The organism is Sorangium sp. So ce448, from assembly GCF_051520915.1.
Classification (GTDB): Bacteria; Myxococcota_A; Polyangia; order Polyangiales; family Polyangiaceae; genus Sorangium; species Sorangium cellulosum_B.
On the sequence record NZ_CP150343.1, the window covers coordinates 9,748,725 to 9,767,866 of the forward strand.

The window sequence follows — 19,142 nt, forward strand, 5'->3', positions numbered from 1 at the left end:
GCGTGGATGCTATCGATAGAGGAACTAAGGCGCAAGCCGCTTTGGGTTCCTCCAGCTCGAGAAAATTGAACCAAGATGCTGCGCATCATGGAGCCTTCTCGCGCTGTGATTGGCCGTGAACCCGCAGCTCACCCCTTCACGCCGGGCGGGCCGCCTTTCGACCTCGCTGCCGCGCACCGCTCTGCATAGACGGCCGGTGTGAAGCCGACCTGGGCCTTGAATTCCCGGATCAGGTGCGCCTGATCATGATATCCGAGCTCCTGCGCGAGCGCCGCCCACGCGACGGGCGCGCCCGTGGCCACGCGCTCCGCGGCCTCCTGCACGCGTGACCGCCGGATGATCCACTTGGGCCCGACGCCGATGTACCGCTCGAACGCGCGGTGCAGCGTGCGCACCGAGACGCCCGCGATCCGGGCGAGATGCTCGGCGCGGTGGATGTCGCGGTCTCCCTGCGCGCGGACGGCGAGCGCCATCGCCTCGTCGAGCCCGGCGTCCTCCGGGCCCTTGCGCGCGCGCAGGAGCTCCTCCACGGCGCGGATCGCGACGGCGTCGTCCGGCTGGTCGAGCACGGCGCGCTCGAGCGGCCCGGCCGCGCCGCCGAAGATCTCGGCGAGGGGGACGACGCTGTCGACAAGCCGGCGCATGGGGAGGGGCGCGAACGGGAAGAAGCCGCCTGGCTTGAACTTCGTCGCGACGACGCGCCCCGTGCCCTGGAGCCGGACGACCTCGCGCCGGGTTCCGATGCCGTGCACCGCCGAGCCCGGCGCCTCGATGGCCAGGTTGACGCAGGGGTGCGGCAAGAGCTCCTGCTCGAACGGGGCGGTGAGCGACCAGCGGACGACCCAGTGCCAGTCGACGAGCCTGGCCAGGTCCGGCGCGGGCGCGTGGCGGTGCAGCTCGAAGAAGCGCTGGAGACCCGCGGCGGGGTTCAGGATGCCGCGGGTGGGGTCCTCGGGGGTGACGCTGGGGCTCATGATCGCGGTTGGCGCTCTTTTACAATACCGGGCCTGGCCGCGGCAGTAGCGTCCGCCCCGGAGGCAGCAACATGGCTGATTCGACCACGACCCCGAGGGGCAACCTCGTCTTGTTCCATTCCCCGAACTCGCGCTCGGCGGGCACGCGCATCCTGCTCGAGGAGCTGGGCGCGCCCCACGAGCTCCGCGTGCTGAACATGAAGGCCGGGGAGCAGCGGAAGGCCCCTTACCTCGCCGTGAACCCGCTCGGGAAGGTGCCCGCGATCCTGCACGACGGCGCGCTCGTCACCGAGCAGGTCGCGATCGTCATTTACCTCGCCGATCTGTTCCCGGAGGCCGGCCTGACCCCGTCCATCGGGGATCCGCTGCGCGGGCCGTACCTCCGGTGGATCGCGTACTACGGGTCGTGCTTCGAGCCGGCCATCGTCGATCGGGCGATGAAGCGCGATCCGGCCCCGGCCGCGACGTCTCCGTACGGAGATTTCGATACGATGTTCGGCGTGGTGGCGGAGGCACTCCGGAAGGGGCCGTACCTGCTCGGCGATCGATTCTCGGCGGCCGACGTCCTCTGGGGCAAGGCGCTGGAGTGGATGGTGAAGTTCAAGCTCGTGCCCGAGCTGCCGGAGGTGACGGACTACGTCGCGCGGGTGTGCAGCCGGCCGGCGTTCACGCGGATCGCGGCGAAGGACGCCGAGCTCGCCGCGGCGCTCGAGGCCGCGGCCGCAGCGGAGGCGCGGGCGAGCTGATCGCCGCCCGGCACGCCGTCTACTCCGGCTGCCCACCCAGCTGCTTCACCGCCCTCGATCCCGCCTCGATCCCGCGCCGGAGGCACTCCGCCTCGCGCGCGCCCTGGAGCTCCGCGGTGATGAACCCGGCCGCGAACGCATCGCCGGCCCCGGTCGTGTCCACCACCTCGACCTGAGGCGCCGGCTCGTCGAGGCGCACGCCCTGCCGTCCGCCCACCGCCGCGCCCCGCGCGCCACGCTTGATGATCACCCGCTCGAAACAGGCGCCCAGCGCGATCATCTGCGCCGTGAGGTCACCCGTGCCCGAGAGCGCCTCTGCCTCGTCGGCGTTGGCGAGCAGCGTCGACATCCCTCGTGTCCACGCAAGGAAGCTCCCGACCCCCACCTCCCGCAGAAAGCCCACGGACGCGGCGTCGAGGGCGATCGGGACGCCGCGGCGCCGCGCCTCTTCGGCGAGCCGCAACACGGCCCGCCGAGGCCCTTCGGCAAAGAGCGAGTAACCCGAGAGGAGCACCAGCCGCGTCTCGTCCAGGAGCCCCACCGGCATGTCCGAAGGCTCGAGCGCGAGGTTCGCCCCACGGTCGGTAAGAAAGCTCCGCTCCCCGTCGGCGTCGACGAGGATGACCAGCACGCCCGACGGACTCTGCGGGTCGGCCACGAGCATCGGGTCGACATGGAAGCCCCTGAAATAGGCTTCGAGATGCGGCTTGTCCCTGGCTCCGACCCGGGCGACGAACGACACCTTCGCTCCCATCGAGCCGAGCCACACCGCCTGGTTGGCCCCCGAGCCTCCGGGGCGGCTCTCGATCTTGGCGCGCCGGTCCGAGCCGCGCACCAGCGGCCCCTCGGGGCGGACGATCACGTCCGTCATCACGTCGCCCACCACGAGCACGCGGTCGGCCTCGCTCACGCCTTGGCCTTGGCCTTCGACTTGCGCTTGGCCCCGAGCTCGCTCATGGCCACCGCGATCTCCGCCGCCACCGCCGCGTTGTTCTCGACCAGCGCGATGTTCGCGATGAGGCTCTTGCCCTCGGTGAGCTCGAAGATGCGCTTCAAGAGGAACGGCGTCAGGTCCTTCCGGCTCACCCCCTCTATCTCGGCGCACCGGATCGCCTCCTCGATCCGCGCCTCGATCGCCCTGGCGTCCATCGCATGGCTCTCGGGGATCGGGTTGGCCACAAGGACCCCGCCCATGCCGAGCTCGAACTGCAGCGCGATGACCCTGGCCGCTTCCTCGGCGCTCTCGATCCTGTGGTCCACCTTCTGCCCGCTCTGCCGCGCCCAGAAGGCCGGGAAATCCTCGGTCCTGTAGCCCAGGACCGGCACGCCATGGGTCTCCAGCGTCTCCAGCGTCTTGGGGATATCGAGGATCGACTTCGCCCCCGCGCAGACCACCGCCACCTGCGTCTGACTCAGCTCCTCGAGGTCGGCGGAGATGTCGAAGGTCGTCTCCGCCCCGCGATGCACGCCGCCGATGCCCCCGGTGGCGAACACCTGGATACCGGCCCAGGCCGCCGCCATCATCGTGGTCGCCACGGTCGTCCCGGCCAGCCCGCCAAGGACCAGGAGCGCCGCCACGTCGCGCCGCGAGGCCTTGGCCGCCTTGCCGCCCCCCCTGGCCAGCCGCTCGAGATCTTCCCCTTTCACGCCCACCTCGAGCTTGCCGTCCATGATGGCGATCGTCGCCGGCACGGCGCCGTTCCGGCGGACTACCGCCTCCACGCGCTGCACCATCTCGAGGTTCTGCGGATACGGCATGCCGTGCGTGATGATGGTCGACTCCAGCGCGACCACCGGCCGGCCGCCAGCGAGCGCTTTCCTGACCTCGGGTGAGATGGAGAGGTGGTCCTTGACCGACACGCTGAGGTCCTTCGACTGCGAGGATGGGGCGCCTTTAGGGGCACCGGGCGCGAGCGTCAAGCGGGCACAGAATCTGTGCTGTTGCATGTCGCGCCAGGAGTCTCACGACGGGCGTGAACACCATCTCACCCGACTATCGCCGCGAGGCGCGCCTGCGAAGGCCATCCGCGGGGAGCGGAGGGCGCCATCGTCCTGACCGCTGCCCGCGAAGGCTCGAACGAGGCTACAGGTCTGGCCTGTGCGTCACCCGAAGGGCGCTGACGATGGGCTCTCCAGAGCCTCGAGGCGCGAAGCGGACATTGAGCTGGCCGTCGGTGATTCGCAGGAAGAAGACATGCTCGTCGGCGGTGAGCGGTCCCACCTCGCCGGCGATGTCATGCGCCGGCAGATAGAGCGACCCCTCCACGATCACGTCGAACTGGTGCGTGCCCGCGCGGGTGCGCCGTTGTGGCTCGGCGAACCGGGTATCGAGCTCGTAGACGCCGGCCGGGAGGCCGTCGAAGCGGTACTCGACAGGGTCCGAACGGTACGTCTGGTAGAGCAGATCGTCGTCGGTTCCCGCGATGTCCGACCGGGTCCGGTGCGTGCGGTCGCGGTAGGCCGTGAACCCGTAGCTCCCCGCGGAGTACGGCTGATCAGCGCCCCACGGCTCGCCCTCGGCGTCCACGTAGGCGTCTCCTCCGGCGTTCACCGCCTGGAGGTACGCCGGGACGATCAGCGTGACCGGGATCCTCACGACCGGCGCTCGCGCGCTGTTCGAGTCGAGCACCAGCGCCGCTCTGTACACGCCTGGCGCGAGCGAGGCCGTGTCCACGGTGACGGCGATCTCCTGCGCGCTTTCCGGAGCGAGCGTGCCCGACGTCGGGGATACGGAGAGCCACGGCACGTCGGTGACGAACCCGGTCAGCAGACCGGTGCTCAGGTTCATCCAGAGCTCCACGCCGTCGAGCACGCCGTTGCCGTTGCGGTCCTGGTCGTTCTGTCCGTCGAGGAAGCCCTTGAAGACCGTGCGGCGCTCGTTGCCCAGCACCAACGCGGCCTCATCGGGATCGGGGCCGGCCGTCGTGTAGCCCGCCAGCGCCTCGAACCCCGGCAGCGGCTCCACGTGCTGACCGTACGTGCCATACCTGAAACCTTGGAGCTCCGTAAACTCTGGCACGACGTTCGGTTCTGTGAAGATCTGGTGGGTCGGATCCCACCAGTAGACGGGGTCGGGTGGCTCTGTATCGTTGGCGCGCAATACGAAGCCCAGCCGCTCCCAGAGCGGATGGGCGGTGAGCCCGACCGTCCATCCGTGAAAGCCGAGCTTGCCGCCGGAAGCCACATAGCGGTCGAGCGCGTCCAGCATCGAGGATGGCGGCGCGTAGTAGTCGTTGGCAACGAGCACGATATCCCATCCGCCGCTGGCAAGGTCGGCTTCGAATCCCGCGAAATCGCCGTCGTAGTGCGCGGTGTAGGCCAGGCCGAGCCGCTGGAGCGCCTGATCGAGGAGCGTGTTCGAGAACGGCTCGCGATGATAGATGTCGTCTGCGTAGATGAGGATCCGCGCCGCCGAGGCCGGCGCTGCGGGCCGGAACGCGTAGGCCGATGGACGGGCCGGCATCATCGCGCCGCCGACGTTGCTCGGCATCAGGACGTCCGCGCTGGCCATGAACAGCCGCTCGATGACCGGAGCCCCGGCGTCCGCGGCCGCCGGCAACGCGTTCCGCTCACTGAGCGACCAGACGAGCTCCTCACTGCCCGTGCTGGACAGCGTGAGGATCTTCGTCCTCGTGTTGTCAGGGAGGACGATGAACTCGAGCTCTTCCGGCGCCACCTCCGCCCGCGCGGTGCGCAGCACGAAGTCGTGCGTCACGATGGCGTCGTCATCGTCGAGCGTGACGGTCGCGGCCTCGGTGGTGTAATTCGTGGCCGTCGCCTCGATCGTGTAGGTCCCGAGCTCGAGGACCAAGCCGTAGTCGCCGCCTTCGCCAGCCGTGGTCTCCGCGACGACCTCACCCGCTCGAAGCGCGCGGACCGTCGCGCCCGGCACCCCTTGGCCGTCGTTCGCGTCGAGCACGAGCCCGCGCAGCGTCGAACGGGGCGGCGGCACGAAGTGGATGGACAGTCCATCGGAGATGACAGGGCGCTCGAACGCGTACTGGAGCGCGTCGTCGCCGAGCTCGTTCTCGATGCCGATCGTCGCCGACGCCCCGTTGGCCTTTCCGGACGTTCGCAGGTATGAGACATCGATCTCCCCTGTCCTTTCGTGGAGCTTCACCTCAAAGTCGATCCTCGACAGGGGGTCGATGAAGAGGGCAACGTGCTGCCACTGGATCACGACCGCGCGATCGGGGGCGGCCCCGATCACCTTCGTCCCGATCGTGCTGGCTGCGTCCACGTAGAGGTCATCCCAGTACGCGTAGATGGCGGCGTTCGGCAGGAACGCGGCCTGGCTCGGGATGGGCTCGTTCATGTACGAGGTGTTCGGCGCCAGGAAGTTCAGGAAGCCGTTCGTCGAGACGTAGGCGGTGTCGTACAACTGATCATAGAAAGGGAAGGAGAACGGCAGCGCGACGGCCACCGCAGCGTTGTCTCCGGAGAGCCGCAGGACGTCGGTCGCTTCGACCCATTCGATCGGGACGATGTCGCAGCGGTAACCGAGCCGGTCCGTCCGCGTGGCCAGCGTGAAATCGGCTCTGGCGTCGCCGCTGATGGCCACGGTCTGCGTCTGCTCCTCGTGGCATCCATCGCGGGTCGCGTGCGCATCGTAGGTGCCCACCGGCACGGCCGGGAACGTGTAGAAGCCGTCGGCGTCCGTCGTCGCGGGCGGGATCGGCGCCTCCAGGATCTCGACGGTCGCGCCGGCGAGAGGCCTGCCGCCATCGTCGCGCACGACACCCGAGAGGGAGAAGCTCGGCAGGAGCGTGAGAGTGAACGCGCGGACGATGGTCTCGCCTTGCATGACCTCGACCGCCGCGGTGGCCGGCTCATAGCCGAAGACCGTGGCGGTCAGGTCGAACTCCTCGGGTCCGGGCGCCGGATCCACGGGCAGGGGCATCGAGTACGCGCCCGTCGCGTCCGTGGAGCGGGTGAGCGTGAGTCCGTCGTCGCGCCGCGTCGCGGTGACCGTCGCGTTCGCGATGGGTGTGCCCGTGGCGGCGTCGGTGACCGTGCCGAGCAGCGTGCCCGCGACCCTCGGGCTCGCGGTGACCGCCGCGAGCGCGTCGATCCGGCCTTCGCCGTAGGTGTTGTTGGGGTCGCCATCCGTGTCGCCGCCGCAATCGAGGTTCGGGCGGTCGAGGGCGGTGCTCCGGATCAGATCGAAGGACCCGTCGATGTCGCCGATGAGGTTCGGGTCAGCGGACCAGAGGAGAGCCAGCGTGCCCGTGACGTGCGGCGCCGCCATCGACGTGCCGCTGAGGAACGCGTAGCCGCCAGGGACGCTCGAAAGCACGCCCACGCCGGGCGCCGACGCATCCGGCTTGATCTGGCCGAACGCCGAAGCGCCGCGGCTCGAGAAGTAAGCGATCTCATCCAACATGTCCGTGGCGCCGGTCCCGAATGCCTCGGGGTAGTCGCCGGGCGACCCTGCGGACCCGCAGCCCGGCCCGGCGTTGCCGATGGAGAACACCGGGGCGATCCCCGCGGCGCGCCAGGCGCTGACGATTCCCTGGAAGAAGGGATTCCCCGGGCCGCCGCCCCAGGAGTTGTTGATCACATGAGGCCGGAGCGAGGGCCTCGGGTCGTTCCCGAGCAGATCGGTCGGCGCCAGCATCCACTCGCCCGAGGAGACGAGCGCACCGAACGAGCAGGAGAGACCCTCGCACCCCTTGGCGGTGATCCACTTCGCTCCAGGCGCAACGCCGATGTCTCCAGAAGGGCTCTCGCCGCCGGCGATGGTGCCCATCGTATGCGTGCCGTGGCCCTCGTTGTCGCAGGGGGCGCTGCCGTGCGGCCCGCAGATCTCGGAAGGATCCCAGAAGTTGTAGTCGTGCGAGAACGTGCCGTCACCGAGGTTGCCCCGGTACTGGCCGACGAGCGCCTCGTGATCGAAGGCGACGCCCGTGTCGATGCTCCCGACGACGATCCCCTCGCCGTCGCCGTACGTCGGCCAGACCAGATCCGCGTTGATCTTGGCGATGTTCCACCCGGCCACGTCCGCTGCGCCCTCCCCGCTGACGATGACCGGCGGGATGTTGAAGGCGCCGTCGAGGACGATGGACTCGACCTCCGGGCGTCGCGCGAGCTCGTCCACGAGGTCGCGCTCGCCGGTCACCTGCACGGTATTGACGATCCAGTGGGCGCGATACGCCGCTCCCCGCGCTTGCAGCACGCTGATGACCCCGCTCTGGCTGCGCGTGGCCACGGCCTTCAGCTGATCGACGACGAATCGACCTCTCGCGCCCCAGTCCTTGATCAACTGCGCCGCGCTGAGATCCGCGCGTTCGTCGAAGACGATCCAGAACGTCGGCTGTGCTCCATCCGCCGTGGCAACGAGCACGGCCTCGTCCACCAGCCCCTCTGGCGGGTCGTCCCCGCCGCTGCAGCCGAGCTGAGAGGAGCCCAGCACCACCAAGAGCAGGCATGCGATCCATCGGATTTTCCCGAGGAATTTGCCCATAATCCCCCCAATTCTAGGATTTCCTAACCCCGGTGGCGTTCGATGCGTGACAGTCGTTACGGGTTGCACTCCCATGAGCGGAGTTGCTCACAGCGGGCAAAGCACGAGAGTTCTCCGGTAGATTCGAGCGCCGGATCAGCTTCTCAGCGCGATTCTGCCGGCGTCATCCGCGTGCGTCGCGGGCGCGCGTGGCGCGCTCGATCGAGGTGCGGTTGTCCGGGATCGGACGGCAGCTGAGCCGGACACGCCCACGCCGATCGCATCCGGTCAGCGATCGATGACACCTGACAGCGACCGCTGACAGCGCGGCGCCCTTTGCACCGGCGTTCCGGCACAGCTTCCCGCAGCAGTGCTACGACCCGGCGGACTGGTACCGCCGCTCCCCGAACCGCCAGATGCGCAGCGACACGAGCAGGAACGCCACCCCCACGAGCGGCGACGCCCAGCGCGCGGCCTCGGGCAGCGCGGGGACCGTGGGGCGATCGAGCAGCGCGCCCGCGGGGATGTAGCTCACGAACGCGAGCGGCACGACGAACGTGAAGAAGCGCCGGAACCAGCCGCGGTACAGGGTCAGCGGGTACTGCGCCGCCTCCGTGCCGCCATAGGTCAACGCGTTCATGATCTCCAGCGACTCGACCGTCCAGAAGCACAGCGTGGCCTGGAGCACGAGGAGCCCGTAGAACACGCAGGCGCCGCCGACGATCGCGCCGGCGAGCAGCGCCAGCCTGGCCGCTGTCCACCCCACGCTCAGCGCGCTGCCGGCCCACAGGAGCATCACGAGGCCGACCGCGAGCCGCCCTGCGCGCAGGAACTGGAACTCCCCGGTGGCGACCTGGAACGCCGTGGAGCGCGGGCGCAGGAGGAGCCGGTCGAAATCGCCCGATTTCACCATCGCGGAGAAGGTGTCGAACCCGCGGCCGAACGACTCGGCGAGCGCGAACGAGACGTTGACGAGGCCGAACAGCAGCGCCACCTCCGCGAAGCGCCACCCTCGGACCGCGCCGAACCGGTCGAACAGCGCCCACGCCCCGAGCAGCTCGATGCCCACCGTGATGAACTGCCCGACAGACCACATCACGAACGACGCGCGATACTGCATCTGCGCCCGCAGCGACGCGGCGGCCAGCCGGAGGTAAAGCCTCGTTGCATCGAGCGACATCTCGTCAGTCCTCGTCAGTCCTCGTCAGTCCTCGTCAGTCCTCGTCAGTTCCTCGCCTCGCCTCGCCCTCGCCCTCGTCCCTCAGCCGCCCTGCACCACGAGCCGGCGCAGGCCGCGCGCGACCATCGCCCTGCCGAGCGCCACGAACGCGGCGGTCCACAGCGCCTGGTGCAGCAGCACGCCGGGGAGCGCGCCCGCGGGCAGGTGCCCGAGGTAGAGCCGGAACGGCGCATCGACCATGCCCCGGAACGGCAGCGCGTCGAGCCACGGCAGCATCCACGGCGGAAACAGCGGCAGCGGCACGATCATGCCGGAGGCGACGAGCACGAGCGACGGCACGATCCGCGCGATGCCGTCGCCGGACGTCGTCCACAGCATCGTCGATGTCACCGCCGTCGCGAACGCGCCCACGAGCGCCGCCGCGCCGACCATCGCCGCCGCCCACGCGCCCGCGGCGGCCAGCGACGGCGGCAGCCCCATCCCGAGGAGCGGCACCGCGACCGCGAACATCGGGACCGCGCGCAGCAGCGTCGGCGCGACGCGCGCGGCGAGCGCGCGGGCGAGCCAGAGCGCGTGAAGATCGAGCGGGCGCGCCAGCTCGTAGCCCACCGCGCCGGTGCGGATCAGCTCGCGCACCTCGGGGTCGGGGTTCGTCGAGAACGGCAGCAGCTGGAAGAACGCCTGTCCGAGCCACGTGTACGTGATCGCCTGTCCGAGCGCCATCGGCGGCGGCGCGCCCGAGACGGCGTTCCCGTAGAACGCCTCGAGCACCATGACCTTGATGAACCCCCAGAACAGCTGCGTGCCGAACCCGGCCGCGGCGGCGGCGCGGTACTGCAGGAGCGCGCGGCAGCGCGCCCGGAACACGGCGACACAGGCGGCGAAATTGGCCGCAAAGCTCTCGAACGGCGCGCTCACGGCGGCGCCCCCGCCTCGCCGCCCTCGCCGTAGAGCCGCGCCACGATCTCGTCGATGGGCGGGTTCTGCACCAGGAGGTCGCGCACCGGAGCGCGGGCCGTGACGCGCCCGATCAGCTCCGCCGTCGAGATCGCGGCAGGGTCGAAGCGCAGCGTCACGCGGGCGCCCTCCCGGCGGATCACCTCGGCGCCCGGCTCGGCGATCTCCGCCGCGGGGTCCGCCAGGTCCACGATGAGCCAGCGCTCCGCGGTGACCTGCGCGCGCAGCGCCTCGAGCGAGCCGTCCGAGAGCACCCTCCCCCCGGCGATGAGGATGACCCGCGAGCAGAGGGCCTCGATGTCATCCATGTCGTGCGTCGTCAGGATCACCGTGACGCCGCGCTCGCGGTTGAGCCGCTGCACGAAGCGCCGCACCGCGAGCTTCGAGACGGCGTCGAGGCCAATCGTGGGCTCGTCGAGGAAGAGCAGGTCGGGCGCGTGGAGCAGCGCGGCCGCGAGATCGCACCGCATGCGCTGGCCGAGGCTGAGCTGCCGCACCGGCGTGTCGAGCAGCGGCCCGAGGTCGAGCATCGCGACGAGCTCGTCGCGCGCGCGGGCGTGCTCGGCCGCGCCGACGCGGTAGATGTCCCGGAGCAGCTCGAACGAGTCGATCACCGGCAGATCCCACAGGAGCTGGGTGCGCTGGCCGAACACGACGCCGAGGCGCCCCACGTGCGCGATGCGCTCGCGCCACGGGACGCGGCCGGCCACCTCGCATCGCCCCGAGTCCGGCACGAGGATGCCCGCCAGGATCTTGACCGTCGTCGACTTGCCGGCGCCGTTCGGCCCGATGTACCCGACGAGCTCGCCCCGCTCGAGCGAGAACGAGACGCCCGCGAGCGCGTCGACGGCGCGGTAGCGCGGGCGCACGAGCCCGGCGAGCGCGCCCAGGGCGCCCGGCCGGCGCTCGGCCACCCGGTACGCCTTGCGCAGGTCCTCGACGACGATCAGCGGCATGACGGCGGCAAGGGTCTCACGGCGGCCAGGGAGCATACTGGACCTCGGCCGGGCGGCCAGGTCGCACCCTCACCAGGAGCGCGCGCCCCGGTTCCGCGATGGCCGCGCCGGCGCGCGCGGGTTACGGTACCCGCCGCCTCGATGCCGCCCGACCACAGCGCGCCCGGCGCTCGATCCCTGTTCCCATCGTTCGACGGCCCCGGCGGCTTCGACCGGATCCGCGCCGACCTCCCGGCCTTTCTCCCGGCGATCCACGCGGTGTGCGAGCGCCACGGGCTCTCGTCGGGCGGGCTCTCCGCCTTCGCGCGCGGGACCAACGTGGTCGTCTCGAACGACGCAGACCAGATCATCAAGCTGTTCCCGCCCTTCCTCCGGCACCAGTTCGAGGCCGAGCGCCTCTCGCTGGGGCGCTTCCACGGGAACGTCCCCGTGGCCACGCCGGAGCTCCTCTGGCAAGCGGAGCTCGAAGGCTGGCCCTATCTCGTGATCTCGCGCCTCCCGGGGCGCACGCTCGAGGAGGCCTGGCCCGCGATGAGCGGCGCGGAGCGCGCCGAGGCGCTCGCCCGCGTCGGCGAGATCATGAGGGCCGCCCACGCGCTGCCCACCTCTGGACTGGAGAGCATCGATCTCGGCTGGGATGCGTTCCTGGAGCGCCAGATCGCCGGATGCGAGGGCCGGCACCGGCGGATGGGCTTGCCCGAGCGCCTCGTCTCGCAGATCCCGGCTTACCTCGAGTCCGCCCGCGCTCTCCTGCCGACGTCCGTGGTCCCGGTCCTGCTGACCGGCGAATACACGCCGGAGAACCTCCTCGTGACCCGAGCGGGCGGGAGGTGGACCGTCACCGGCATGATCGACTTCGCGGACGCGTGCCTCGGAGCACCCGAGTACGATCTCCTGGGCCCGTGCCTCTTCCTGTCGGCCGGCAACGCCGACCTCCAGCGCGCCTTTCTGGGCGCCTGCGGATACGCGCCTGCCGACCTGGGCCCAGCGCTGACCCGCAAGCTGATGGCCCTCGCGCTGCTGCACCGGTACAGCAATCTCAGGTTCCAGCTCAGGCTCGAAGGATGGGAGTCCCAGGTCTCCTCGCTGCCCGAGCTGGAACAGACGATCTGGCCGTTCTGAAGCACGATCTACCGGTCACTGCCGGCGAGCGCGGCAGCCCGCGGTCGGCGCGCCCCGCCGCGCTCACCTGGCCGCGAGCAGGGCGGTGACGTCCTCGCAGGAGTGCTCCTCGACGGCCCGGCAGTTCGCCACGTCAGCCCACGGCCACCAGCCGCACCCCTCGGTGTCCTCCTCGCACGCCGCTTCGAGGTCCGGAGAGACGACGAGGTCGCAGATCTGATGCGGCGACGGCGCCTCCCACACCACCGTCGGCCCGCACTCCATCCCTTCGCGCCCGCAGTGCCTCTCGCGCGTCTGCACCAGCGCGGTGCCGTCGCCCAGCACGAAGATCAGCGATTCGGTCTCGTCGACGTACGGGCCAGGCGCGAGCATCGAGCGGAGGACGCCCGTGCCGCCTCCGGTCACCAGCTTGGCCGCGCACGGGAGCGCCTCTGGCGGGATCGGATAGGCGTGCATCGTGACCGGCTGACAGCTCGGCTCGAAGTTGCAAGCGAACAGATCGAGAGCCGGATCAGGCGCATCCACGCCGCCGCCCGACGTGGTGTCGGACGAGTCCGGCCCGGGATCCGCGTCGTCGCCCCTGTCCGGCTCCGCCTCGGCCTCGGCCTCGGCGCCGTCCGAGCCCTCGACGACGCGCGCGCAAGCGATGACGAAAGGAAGCTGCGCCGCTGCCAGCAGGAGCGCTCCCTGGATGATGCGATGTGCCCTCATGGTATTGCCCTTTCAACGAGTCTGCGGAGACTGTGCCAGGCATGGCACAAAGCAAGGGGCGCGCCACACCGTCCTCGCATCGCGGCGGCGCCGTTGTGCTCCGCGACTCCAGCCTCTATCCGCAGGCGGACAGCCGGCGGGGCGACGTCGACCCCCGAAGCGCCACGAAATTGAGGCGCTGCCCTCAGGGCTTGCCGCTGACCCATGACGGCACCAATTGTGCCATCAGACCCACCATCCGGCACACAATGACGCAACCCAGCGCCTCGAAGCCCTGCTGGAGCGCCCCAAAGCCTCCTCTTGCAATGGCGCTGTCCTCGAAGCAGTATCGCGGCGGAACGGGCCAGCTTGCCTGTGCCCCTCCCTTGGTTTAATTTGTAATGAGTCCTACTTATCCTTGTCCACTTCGAGGCAGCGCGACGGACGCGGCATCTTGGCGTTTTGAATGTCGTTACGGCGTCGCTCTCGACGGGTGCAGAGGCTCGGGGAAACATCGTTTACCAGAACAACGGCTTCTTCCCCATCGACGAGCGGAACTTCATAAACACCGTCACTCATCACCGCTGCCGTAAGCCAGGAACGCGCGCACCAGGCCACAGCCACCTCGACGCATGGCGGCGTCCCCCGTGCGCCACGATCACGAAGCCACGATCACGAAAACGGATGCCGACCCGAAAATTCGAGGCGATTGCGTGATCAGATCGTCGTGCTGCGGGAATTCCCCCGGGCCACACCAGCGAGGTGCAACCTGGGTGACACCCAGCCAACTCGTGCAGAGTGGGCGAACTCTGCCTCCGAGCTTCATCTGTCAACAACTATCGACCACGGAACCCAGCCCGACCGCAGGCGACGCGGCGTGCAGCGAGGGCCTTCCGCGCCGGACCGATCGCCGCAGGGATTTGGACGATTGCATAGGAGCGCCCGGCCTCAGCGCCGGAGGTCACGGCCCGTGTCCAGCGCGGGCGCGTCGACGACGCCGGTCAGCCGCATCAACGAGGGAAACACCGTTATGAGTTACGCACGCATGGTCATCAGGAAGGGTCGAATCGGATCCTCACTACTCTGCTTGCTGCTCCCCATGTCGCTCGCTTCGTTGACCGCCTGCGGGTCGGATGGAGCGAAGGGCGATCCGGGAGAGCCGGGCGCGCCCGGCGAGCCCGGCGCGCCCGGATCGCCCGGCGAGCCGGGGCCCGAAGGCCCGCCCGGCGAGACGCCCGTGTCGCCGGTCGACCCGGTGACGGGCTCTTTGGAGAAGTACGTTTCAACCGAAGGTGGAGCGGATCGCTTCCCCCTCGCCGTGAGCGGCAAGGTCGCTCCGCTGGTCGTCAGCGAGAGCGATTATGCGGGCGTGAACCGCGTCGTGGGCGACCTCGCGACGGACATCCAGCGGGTGACCGGCACTGCCGCGACCGTCAACAAAGAGATCCCGGCGTCGGCGAAGGAAGTGGTCCTGGTCGGGACGGTGGGCAAGAGCCCGATCATCGATCAGCTGGTGGCGGACGAGCGGATCGACGTCTCCGGCTTGACGGGGAAGTGGGAGACGTTCGTCACGCAGATCGTCGAGCAGCCGGTGGAGGGCGTGGACCGAGCGCTCGTCATCGCGGGCAGCGACCAGCGCGGCACCATCTTCGGCGCGTACGACCTCTCCTCGCAGATCGGCGTGTCGCCCCTGTACTGGTGGGACGACGTCCCGGCCCAGAAGAAGCAGGCGCTCTTCGTGCTCCCCGGGCAGCACACCCAGGGCGAGCCGAAGGTGAAGTACCGCGGGTTCTTCATCAACGACGAGAACCCCGCGACGGGCAACTGGGCGGCCAAGATGTTCGGGCCGGGCAAGGCGGAGGGCTTCCCCGGAGGGCTCAACCACCTTTACTGGGAGAAGATCTTCGAGGTCGCGCTCCGCATGAAGGCGAACTACATCTGGCCGGCCGTCTGGGGCCGCGCGTTCGGCGAGGACGACCCGGAGAACCACGCGACGGCCACGCGGTACGGCGTCGTGATGGGGACCTCGCACGAGGCCCCGATGATGCAGGGTATCGAGGAGTGGAATCGCCACGCGGTCGCGGCGCAGAGGGACGCGGCAGGCACCATCACCAAGCCAGGGAACGATCCGTACGGCGGCACCGGCGAGTGGCGCTTCTCGGTGAACTCCGACGCGCTGAAGAAGCACTGGACCAAGGGCATCCAGCGGATGGTCGACGAGAAGATCGAGGGCGTCGTCACGCTCGGCATGCGCGGCCCCGGCGACGTCAGCCTACCCCCGGCGGACGGCATCCCGCTCATGAAAAACATCGTGGACTCCCAGCGGAAGATCCTCGCCGACGTGACGGGGCGGGACGTGACGACCATCCCCCAGGTCTGGACGCTGTACAAGGAGATCCAGGGTTACTGGGACGCCGGCATCACCGTGCCGGACGACGTCACGGTGGTCTATTGCGACGACAACTGGTCCAACATGAAGCGCCTGCCGGAGCTCGGCAAGGAGCGGGCCGGCGGCTTCGGCCTCTACTACCACTTCGATTACGTCGGCGGCGGCCGTAACTACAAGTGGGTCGACACGATCCTCCTGCCCAACGTCTGGGAGCAGCTCCACCTCGCCTACAACTACGGCGTGGATCGGCTCTGGGTCGTCAACGTCGGAGACTTCAAGAACGAGGAGCTCCCGCTCCAGTTCTTCCTCGACTATGCGTGGAACCCGGACCGCTGGCCGGTCGAGCGCATCGGCGAATGGGAGCAGCGGTGGACCGAGCAGCAGTTCGGCACCGAGCACGCGGACATCATCGCCGACATCCTGCACAGCTACGCGCTGCTGCAGTCGGATCGCAAGCCGGAGCTGACCAACCGGAAGATCACGGTCGATTACGACCTCATGGTCAGCGCGCCCACGACCGATGTCCCGGATCCCGACACGGCCGCGATCACGTACGACGACGGCGCGAGCCCGTTCAGCCTCACGAACTACCGTGAGCTCGAGAGCGTCACGGAGGAGTGGGAGGCGCTGGCGTCGCAGGCGGAGTTCGTGGAGAGGCTCCTGCCGGAGGAGGCGCACGACGCCTACTTCCAGCTCGTGCTCTACCAGGTGAAGGCGACCGCCAACCTGTACGCGCTGCGCCTGGCAGGGTTCAAGAACAAGCTCTACGCGGCGCAGGGGCGCGCGGCCACGAACGACATGGCGGCCGTCGCGGAGGCGCGGCTCCAGGACGATCTGGCGCTCTCCTCCTACTACAATCACGATCTCGCCGACGGGAAGTGGGAAGGCTTCCAGACGCAGCCGCACATCGGCTACGGCGCGCCGGGGAACCCGTCCTGGCAGCAGCCGGAGCACCAGTACAACAACATCCAGGAGTTCATCTGGCCTGAGCTCGTCTCGATCGATGTCCCCGCGGGGGCGGAGCTCGGCGTGGCGATCGACGGATCGAGCAACTTCTGGACGGGCGAAGGCGCGGGCGACGGGAGCACCACGGGCCCCGAGCTGCCCGCGTTCAGCCGGTATCAGACGCAGCCCGAGCAGTACATCGAGGTGTTCAACCGCGGCAGCGAGCCGCTCGAGTACACGATCGACGTCGCTCTCCCGGTCGAGTGCCCCACCGGCTGGGCCGCGAACACGCCGTGCCCGCCGTGGCTGAACGTCTATCCGAGCCACGGTGTCGTCGACAAGGAGGTGCGCGCGACGGTGAGGGTCGACTGGGTCATGATCCCCACGAACCAGACGTTCCCGGTCGAGGTCCCCATCACGGTCACCGGCTCGGACGGGAGCTCGGTGGAGGTCATCGCTCGCGTCGAGGACCCGCGGCAGGTCGCGTGGAAGCCGAACCGCTTCATCGAGGCGAACGGCTATGTCTCGATGGAAGCCGATCACTACAGCCGCGCGATCGGCACGGAGGACGTCGAGTGGAAGCTGCTCCCGGACATCGGGCGCACCGGGTCGGGCGTGACGCCGTTCCCTGTGACGGCCGAGGCCCAGGAGCCCGGCGGCGCGTCGCCTCGCCTCGAGTACGACATGCACCTGACGAGCAGCGGCCCGGTGAATGTCTATGTCTACGTGTCGCCCAGGAACAACTTCCAGAACTGGAAAGAAGGCCTGCAGTACGCCGTGTCGTTCGACGACGGCCTGGTCCAGAAGGTCAACACGAGCCACGCCGTCGAGCTCAACGGCAACGGCAACAAGATCTGGGAGCGGCACACCTCGGACAACGCCAACATCATGCGCACCAAGCACACGATCGCGGCGGCGGGTGACCACACGCTGAAGGTGTGGATGGTCCATCCGGGCGTGATCGTCCAGAAGATCGTGGTGGACGCCGGTGGCGTGAAGGAGAGCCTCCTGGGCCCGCCCGAGAGCTACTGGATGGGCAAGGGGCCGGAGCAGCAGTAAACCATCGTCTGTGAGCAGTCCGAGGGCCCGCCGCGCACACGCTGTGCGGCGGGCTCTCGCCATTTCTGCGCCCTGGCGCCTCTGCGCCCTGGCGCCTATCGACAGCGGATCTTTCTACCGGCGGCGCCGCGATCGTGGACGCGCCGTCTCCGTGCGCCGTGATCGCGCGAATGGCCAATGGTAGGATCCTCGCCGGTGTCAGCGATGCCGCGACAGACGCTGGGATGGATGGGTGTGGTGGCGCTGCTTCCGGCGCTCGCCGCGTGCGGTGAGAGCTCGGGGGCCGGCGGGGGCGGCGCCACCCAGGCCGCATCGACGGGCGCCGAGGCGTCCACGGCGAGCGGAGCGGGCGGCGCGAGCGGCAGCACGAGCGGCAGCGGAGCCGGCGCGGGTGGGACGTCCGCGAGCACCGGCGGCGCGGGTGGAACGTCCGCGAGCGCCGGCGGCGCGGGCACGGGCGGGAGCGGAGGCGACGGGACGCCGGGCGCGCCCCAGGGCTTCATCCTCGGCGCGGACATCTCCTGGGTGCAGGAGCGCGAGGCCGGAGGCAAGGTGTTCCGCGACATCGATCCGCGGACGGGGGAGCTCGTCGAGAAGGACATCCTCGAGATCTTGAAGGCGCACGGGTTCAACTGGATCCGCCTGCGCCTGTTCAACGACCCGACCGCGGTGTACGCCGACGCGGCCGTCGACGACGACCCCTACTCGCGCGAGGGTTTCTGCGATCTCGAGCACACGATCGAGATGGCGCGGCGCGTGAAGCGAGCGAACATGGGGTTCCTGCTCGACTTTCACTACAGCGACGTATGGGCCGACCCCGACGATCAACACAAGCCCGTCGCCTGGACCGATCTCGAGGGCGACGCGCTGGGGAGCGCCATGCGCGAGTTCACGCGGGACGCGATCGAGCAGCTGAGCGCCGCCGGCGCGCGCCCGGACATGGTCCAGATCGGCAACGAGATCCCGCAGGGGCTGCTGTGGCCTGACGGCTTCGTCACCGGGCAGGCGTTCCAGGGGCTCGGCTCGCTCCTGAAGGCCGGGATCCAGGGCGTCAAGGACGCCGACGACACGATCACCGTCATGCTGCACCTCGACCGCTGCGACGACAACGCGGCGACGCGCTGGTGGGTCGACGGGGTGCTCGGGCAGGGCGTCACGTTCGATGTGCTCGGCCAGTCCTGTTACACCGAGTATCAGGGGCCGCCCTCGGGGTGGAAGGCGAACTTCGATGCTCTCGTGAAGCGCTATCCCGACCTGAAGTTCGTTGTGGCGGAGTACTCGTGGGAGAAGCGCGCGGCCAACGACCTCATGTTCAACCTCCCGGACAAGCGCGGGCTCGGCACCTTCATCTGGGAGCCGACCGAGTGGCACGAGCGCATCTTCGCGCCGAACGGCGATGTCATCGAGAGCATGATCGCGCCCTACGATCAGATGAAGGTCGACTACCGGAACTTCTAGAACACCGATCCGCTTGGAAATCCGAGAAATAAAGGAGAGGCTGCCGAGCTCGGGCCTGCCGATGATCGCCGCGGGGTCGAGGGCGCGGCGGGCGGCAAGCAGCGCGCAGGGTGCACCGCGCCCGAGCGCACGGCAGGCACGAGCTCCCGCAGGCTGCGGCGTGACGGCGGCGTCCCCCGATGCATGGGTCAAGTCGTTGATATAGCGCCGCTTTTTCTCATGAG

General features: G+C 69.4%; 12 protein-coding genes. 4 read left to right on the forward strand and 8 right to left on the reverse strand.

The window, feature by feature from the left end:
- Positions 1-128 precede the first annotated feature (128 nt).
- The gene (locus WMF45_RS36875; protein ID WP_437710397.1) at positions 129-974 is read right to left on the reverse strand and encodes an AraC family transcriptional regulator; all 846 of its coding nucleotides are present in this window, start codon (positions 972-974) and stop codon (positions 129-131) included.
- Between the two features lie 71 nt (positions 975-1,045).
- On the opposite strand from WMF45_RS36875, the gene WMF45_RS36880 reads away from it, so the two are divergent.
- Positions 1,046-1,720: a glutathione S-transferase family protein gene (locus WMF45_RS36880; protein WP_437710399.1), complete on the forward strand. Its 675-nt coding sequence runs from the start codon at positions 1,046-1,048 to the stop codon at positions 1,718-1,720.
- Positions 1,721-1,739: 19 nt separating this feature from the next.
- Here the strand turns inward: WMF45_RS36880 and WMF45_RS36885 are convergent, their stop codons facing one another.
- The 6 genes from WMF45_RS36885 to WMF45_RS36910 all read right to left on the reverse strand — a co-directional run bounded on the left by WMF45_RS36885 (position 1,740) and on the right by WMF45_RS36910 (position 11,255).
- Entirely contained in the window at positions 1,740-2,630 is an 891-nt protein-coding gene (locus tag WMF45_RS36885) for a carbohydrate kinase family protein (protein ID WP_437710401.1), read from the reverse strand.
- Positions 2,627-3,580, reverse strand: coding sequence for a pseudouridine-5'-phosphate glycosidase (locus WMF45_RS36890; protein ID WP_437710403.1), 954 nt, complete (start codon positions 3,578-3,580; stop codon positions 2,627-2,629). Before WMF45_RS36890 ends, WMF45_RS36885 begins: the two co-directional genes overlap by 4 nt.
- A gap of 223 nt (positions 3,581-3,803) precedes the next feature.
- A complete protein-coding gene (locus WMF45_RS36895; protein ID WP_437710405.1) occupies positions 3,804-8,258 on the reverse strand; it encodes a S8 family serine peptidase in 4,455 nt (1,484 codons plus the stop codon).
- A gap of 277 nt (positions 8,259-8,535) precedes the next feature.
- Positions 8,536-9,342, reverse strand: coding sequence for an ABC transporter permease (locus tag WMF45_RS36900; RefSeq protein WP_437710407.1), 807 nt, complete (start codon positions 9,340-9,342; stop codon positions 8,536-8,538).
- 81 nt (positions 9,343-9,423) lie between these two features.
- Positions 9,424-10,260: an ABC transporter permease gene (locus WMF45_RS36905; protein WP_437710409.1), complete on the reverse strand. Its 837-nt coding sequence runs from the start codon at positions 10,258-10,260 to the stop codon at positions 9,424-9,426.
- The gene (locus WMF45_RS36910; RefSeq protein WP_437710411.1) at positions 10,257-11,255 is read right to left on the reverse strand and encodes an ABC transporter ATP-binding protein; all 999 of its coding nucleotides are present in this window, start codon (positions 11,253-11,255) and stop codon (positions 10,257-10,259) included. The genes WMF45_RS36905 and WMF45_RS36910 overlap by 4 nt, the downstream gene beginning before the upstream one ends.
- A gap of 141 nt (positions 11,256-11,396) precedes the next feature.
- Here WMF45_RS36910 and WMF45_RS36915 point away from each other — a divergent pair, with 141 nt between their 5' ends.
- Positions 11,397-12,377: a phosphotransferase family protein gene (locus WMF45_RS36915; protein ID WP_437710413.1), complete on the forward strand. Its 981-nt coding sequence runs from the start codon at positions 11,397-11,399 to the stop codon at positions 12,375-12,377.
- A 63-nt stretch (positions 12,378-12,440) separates the two neighbouring features.
- On the opposite strand, the gene WMF45_RS36920 is transcribed toward WMF45_RS36915, so the two are convergent.
- Positions 12,441-13,088 (reverse strand): hypothetical protein, encoded by a 648-nt coding sequence (locus WMF45_RS36920; RefSeq protein ID WP_437710415.1) that lies wholly within the window; start codon positions 13,086-13,088, stop codon positions 12,441-12,443.
- Between the two features lie 1,078 nt (positions 13,089-14,166).
- On the opposite strand from WMF45_RS36920, the gene WMF45_RS36925 reads away from it, so the two are divergent.
- Positions 14,167-17,460, forward strand: a complete 3,294-nt coding sequence (locus tag WMF45_RS36925) for a glycosyl hydrolase 115 family protein (protein WP_437710417.1) — start codon at positions 14,167-14,169, stop codon at positions 17,458-17,460.
- Positions 17,461-17,664: 204 nt separating this feature from the next.
- Positions 17,665-18,918 carry a glycosyl hydrolase 53 family protein gene (locus WMF45_RS36930; protein ID WP_437719617.1) on the forward strand — a complete coding sequence of 418 codons (1,254 nt, stop codon included), beginning with the start codon at positions 17,665-17,667 and terminating at the stop codon, positions 18,916-18,918.
- The last annotated feature ends 224 nt before the right edge of the window (positions 18,919-19,142 follow it).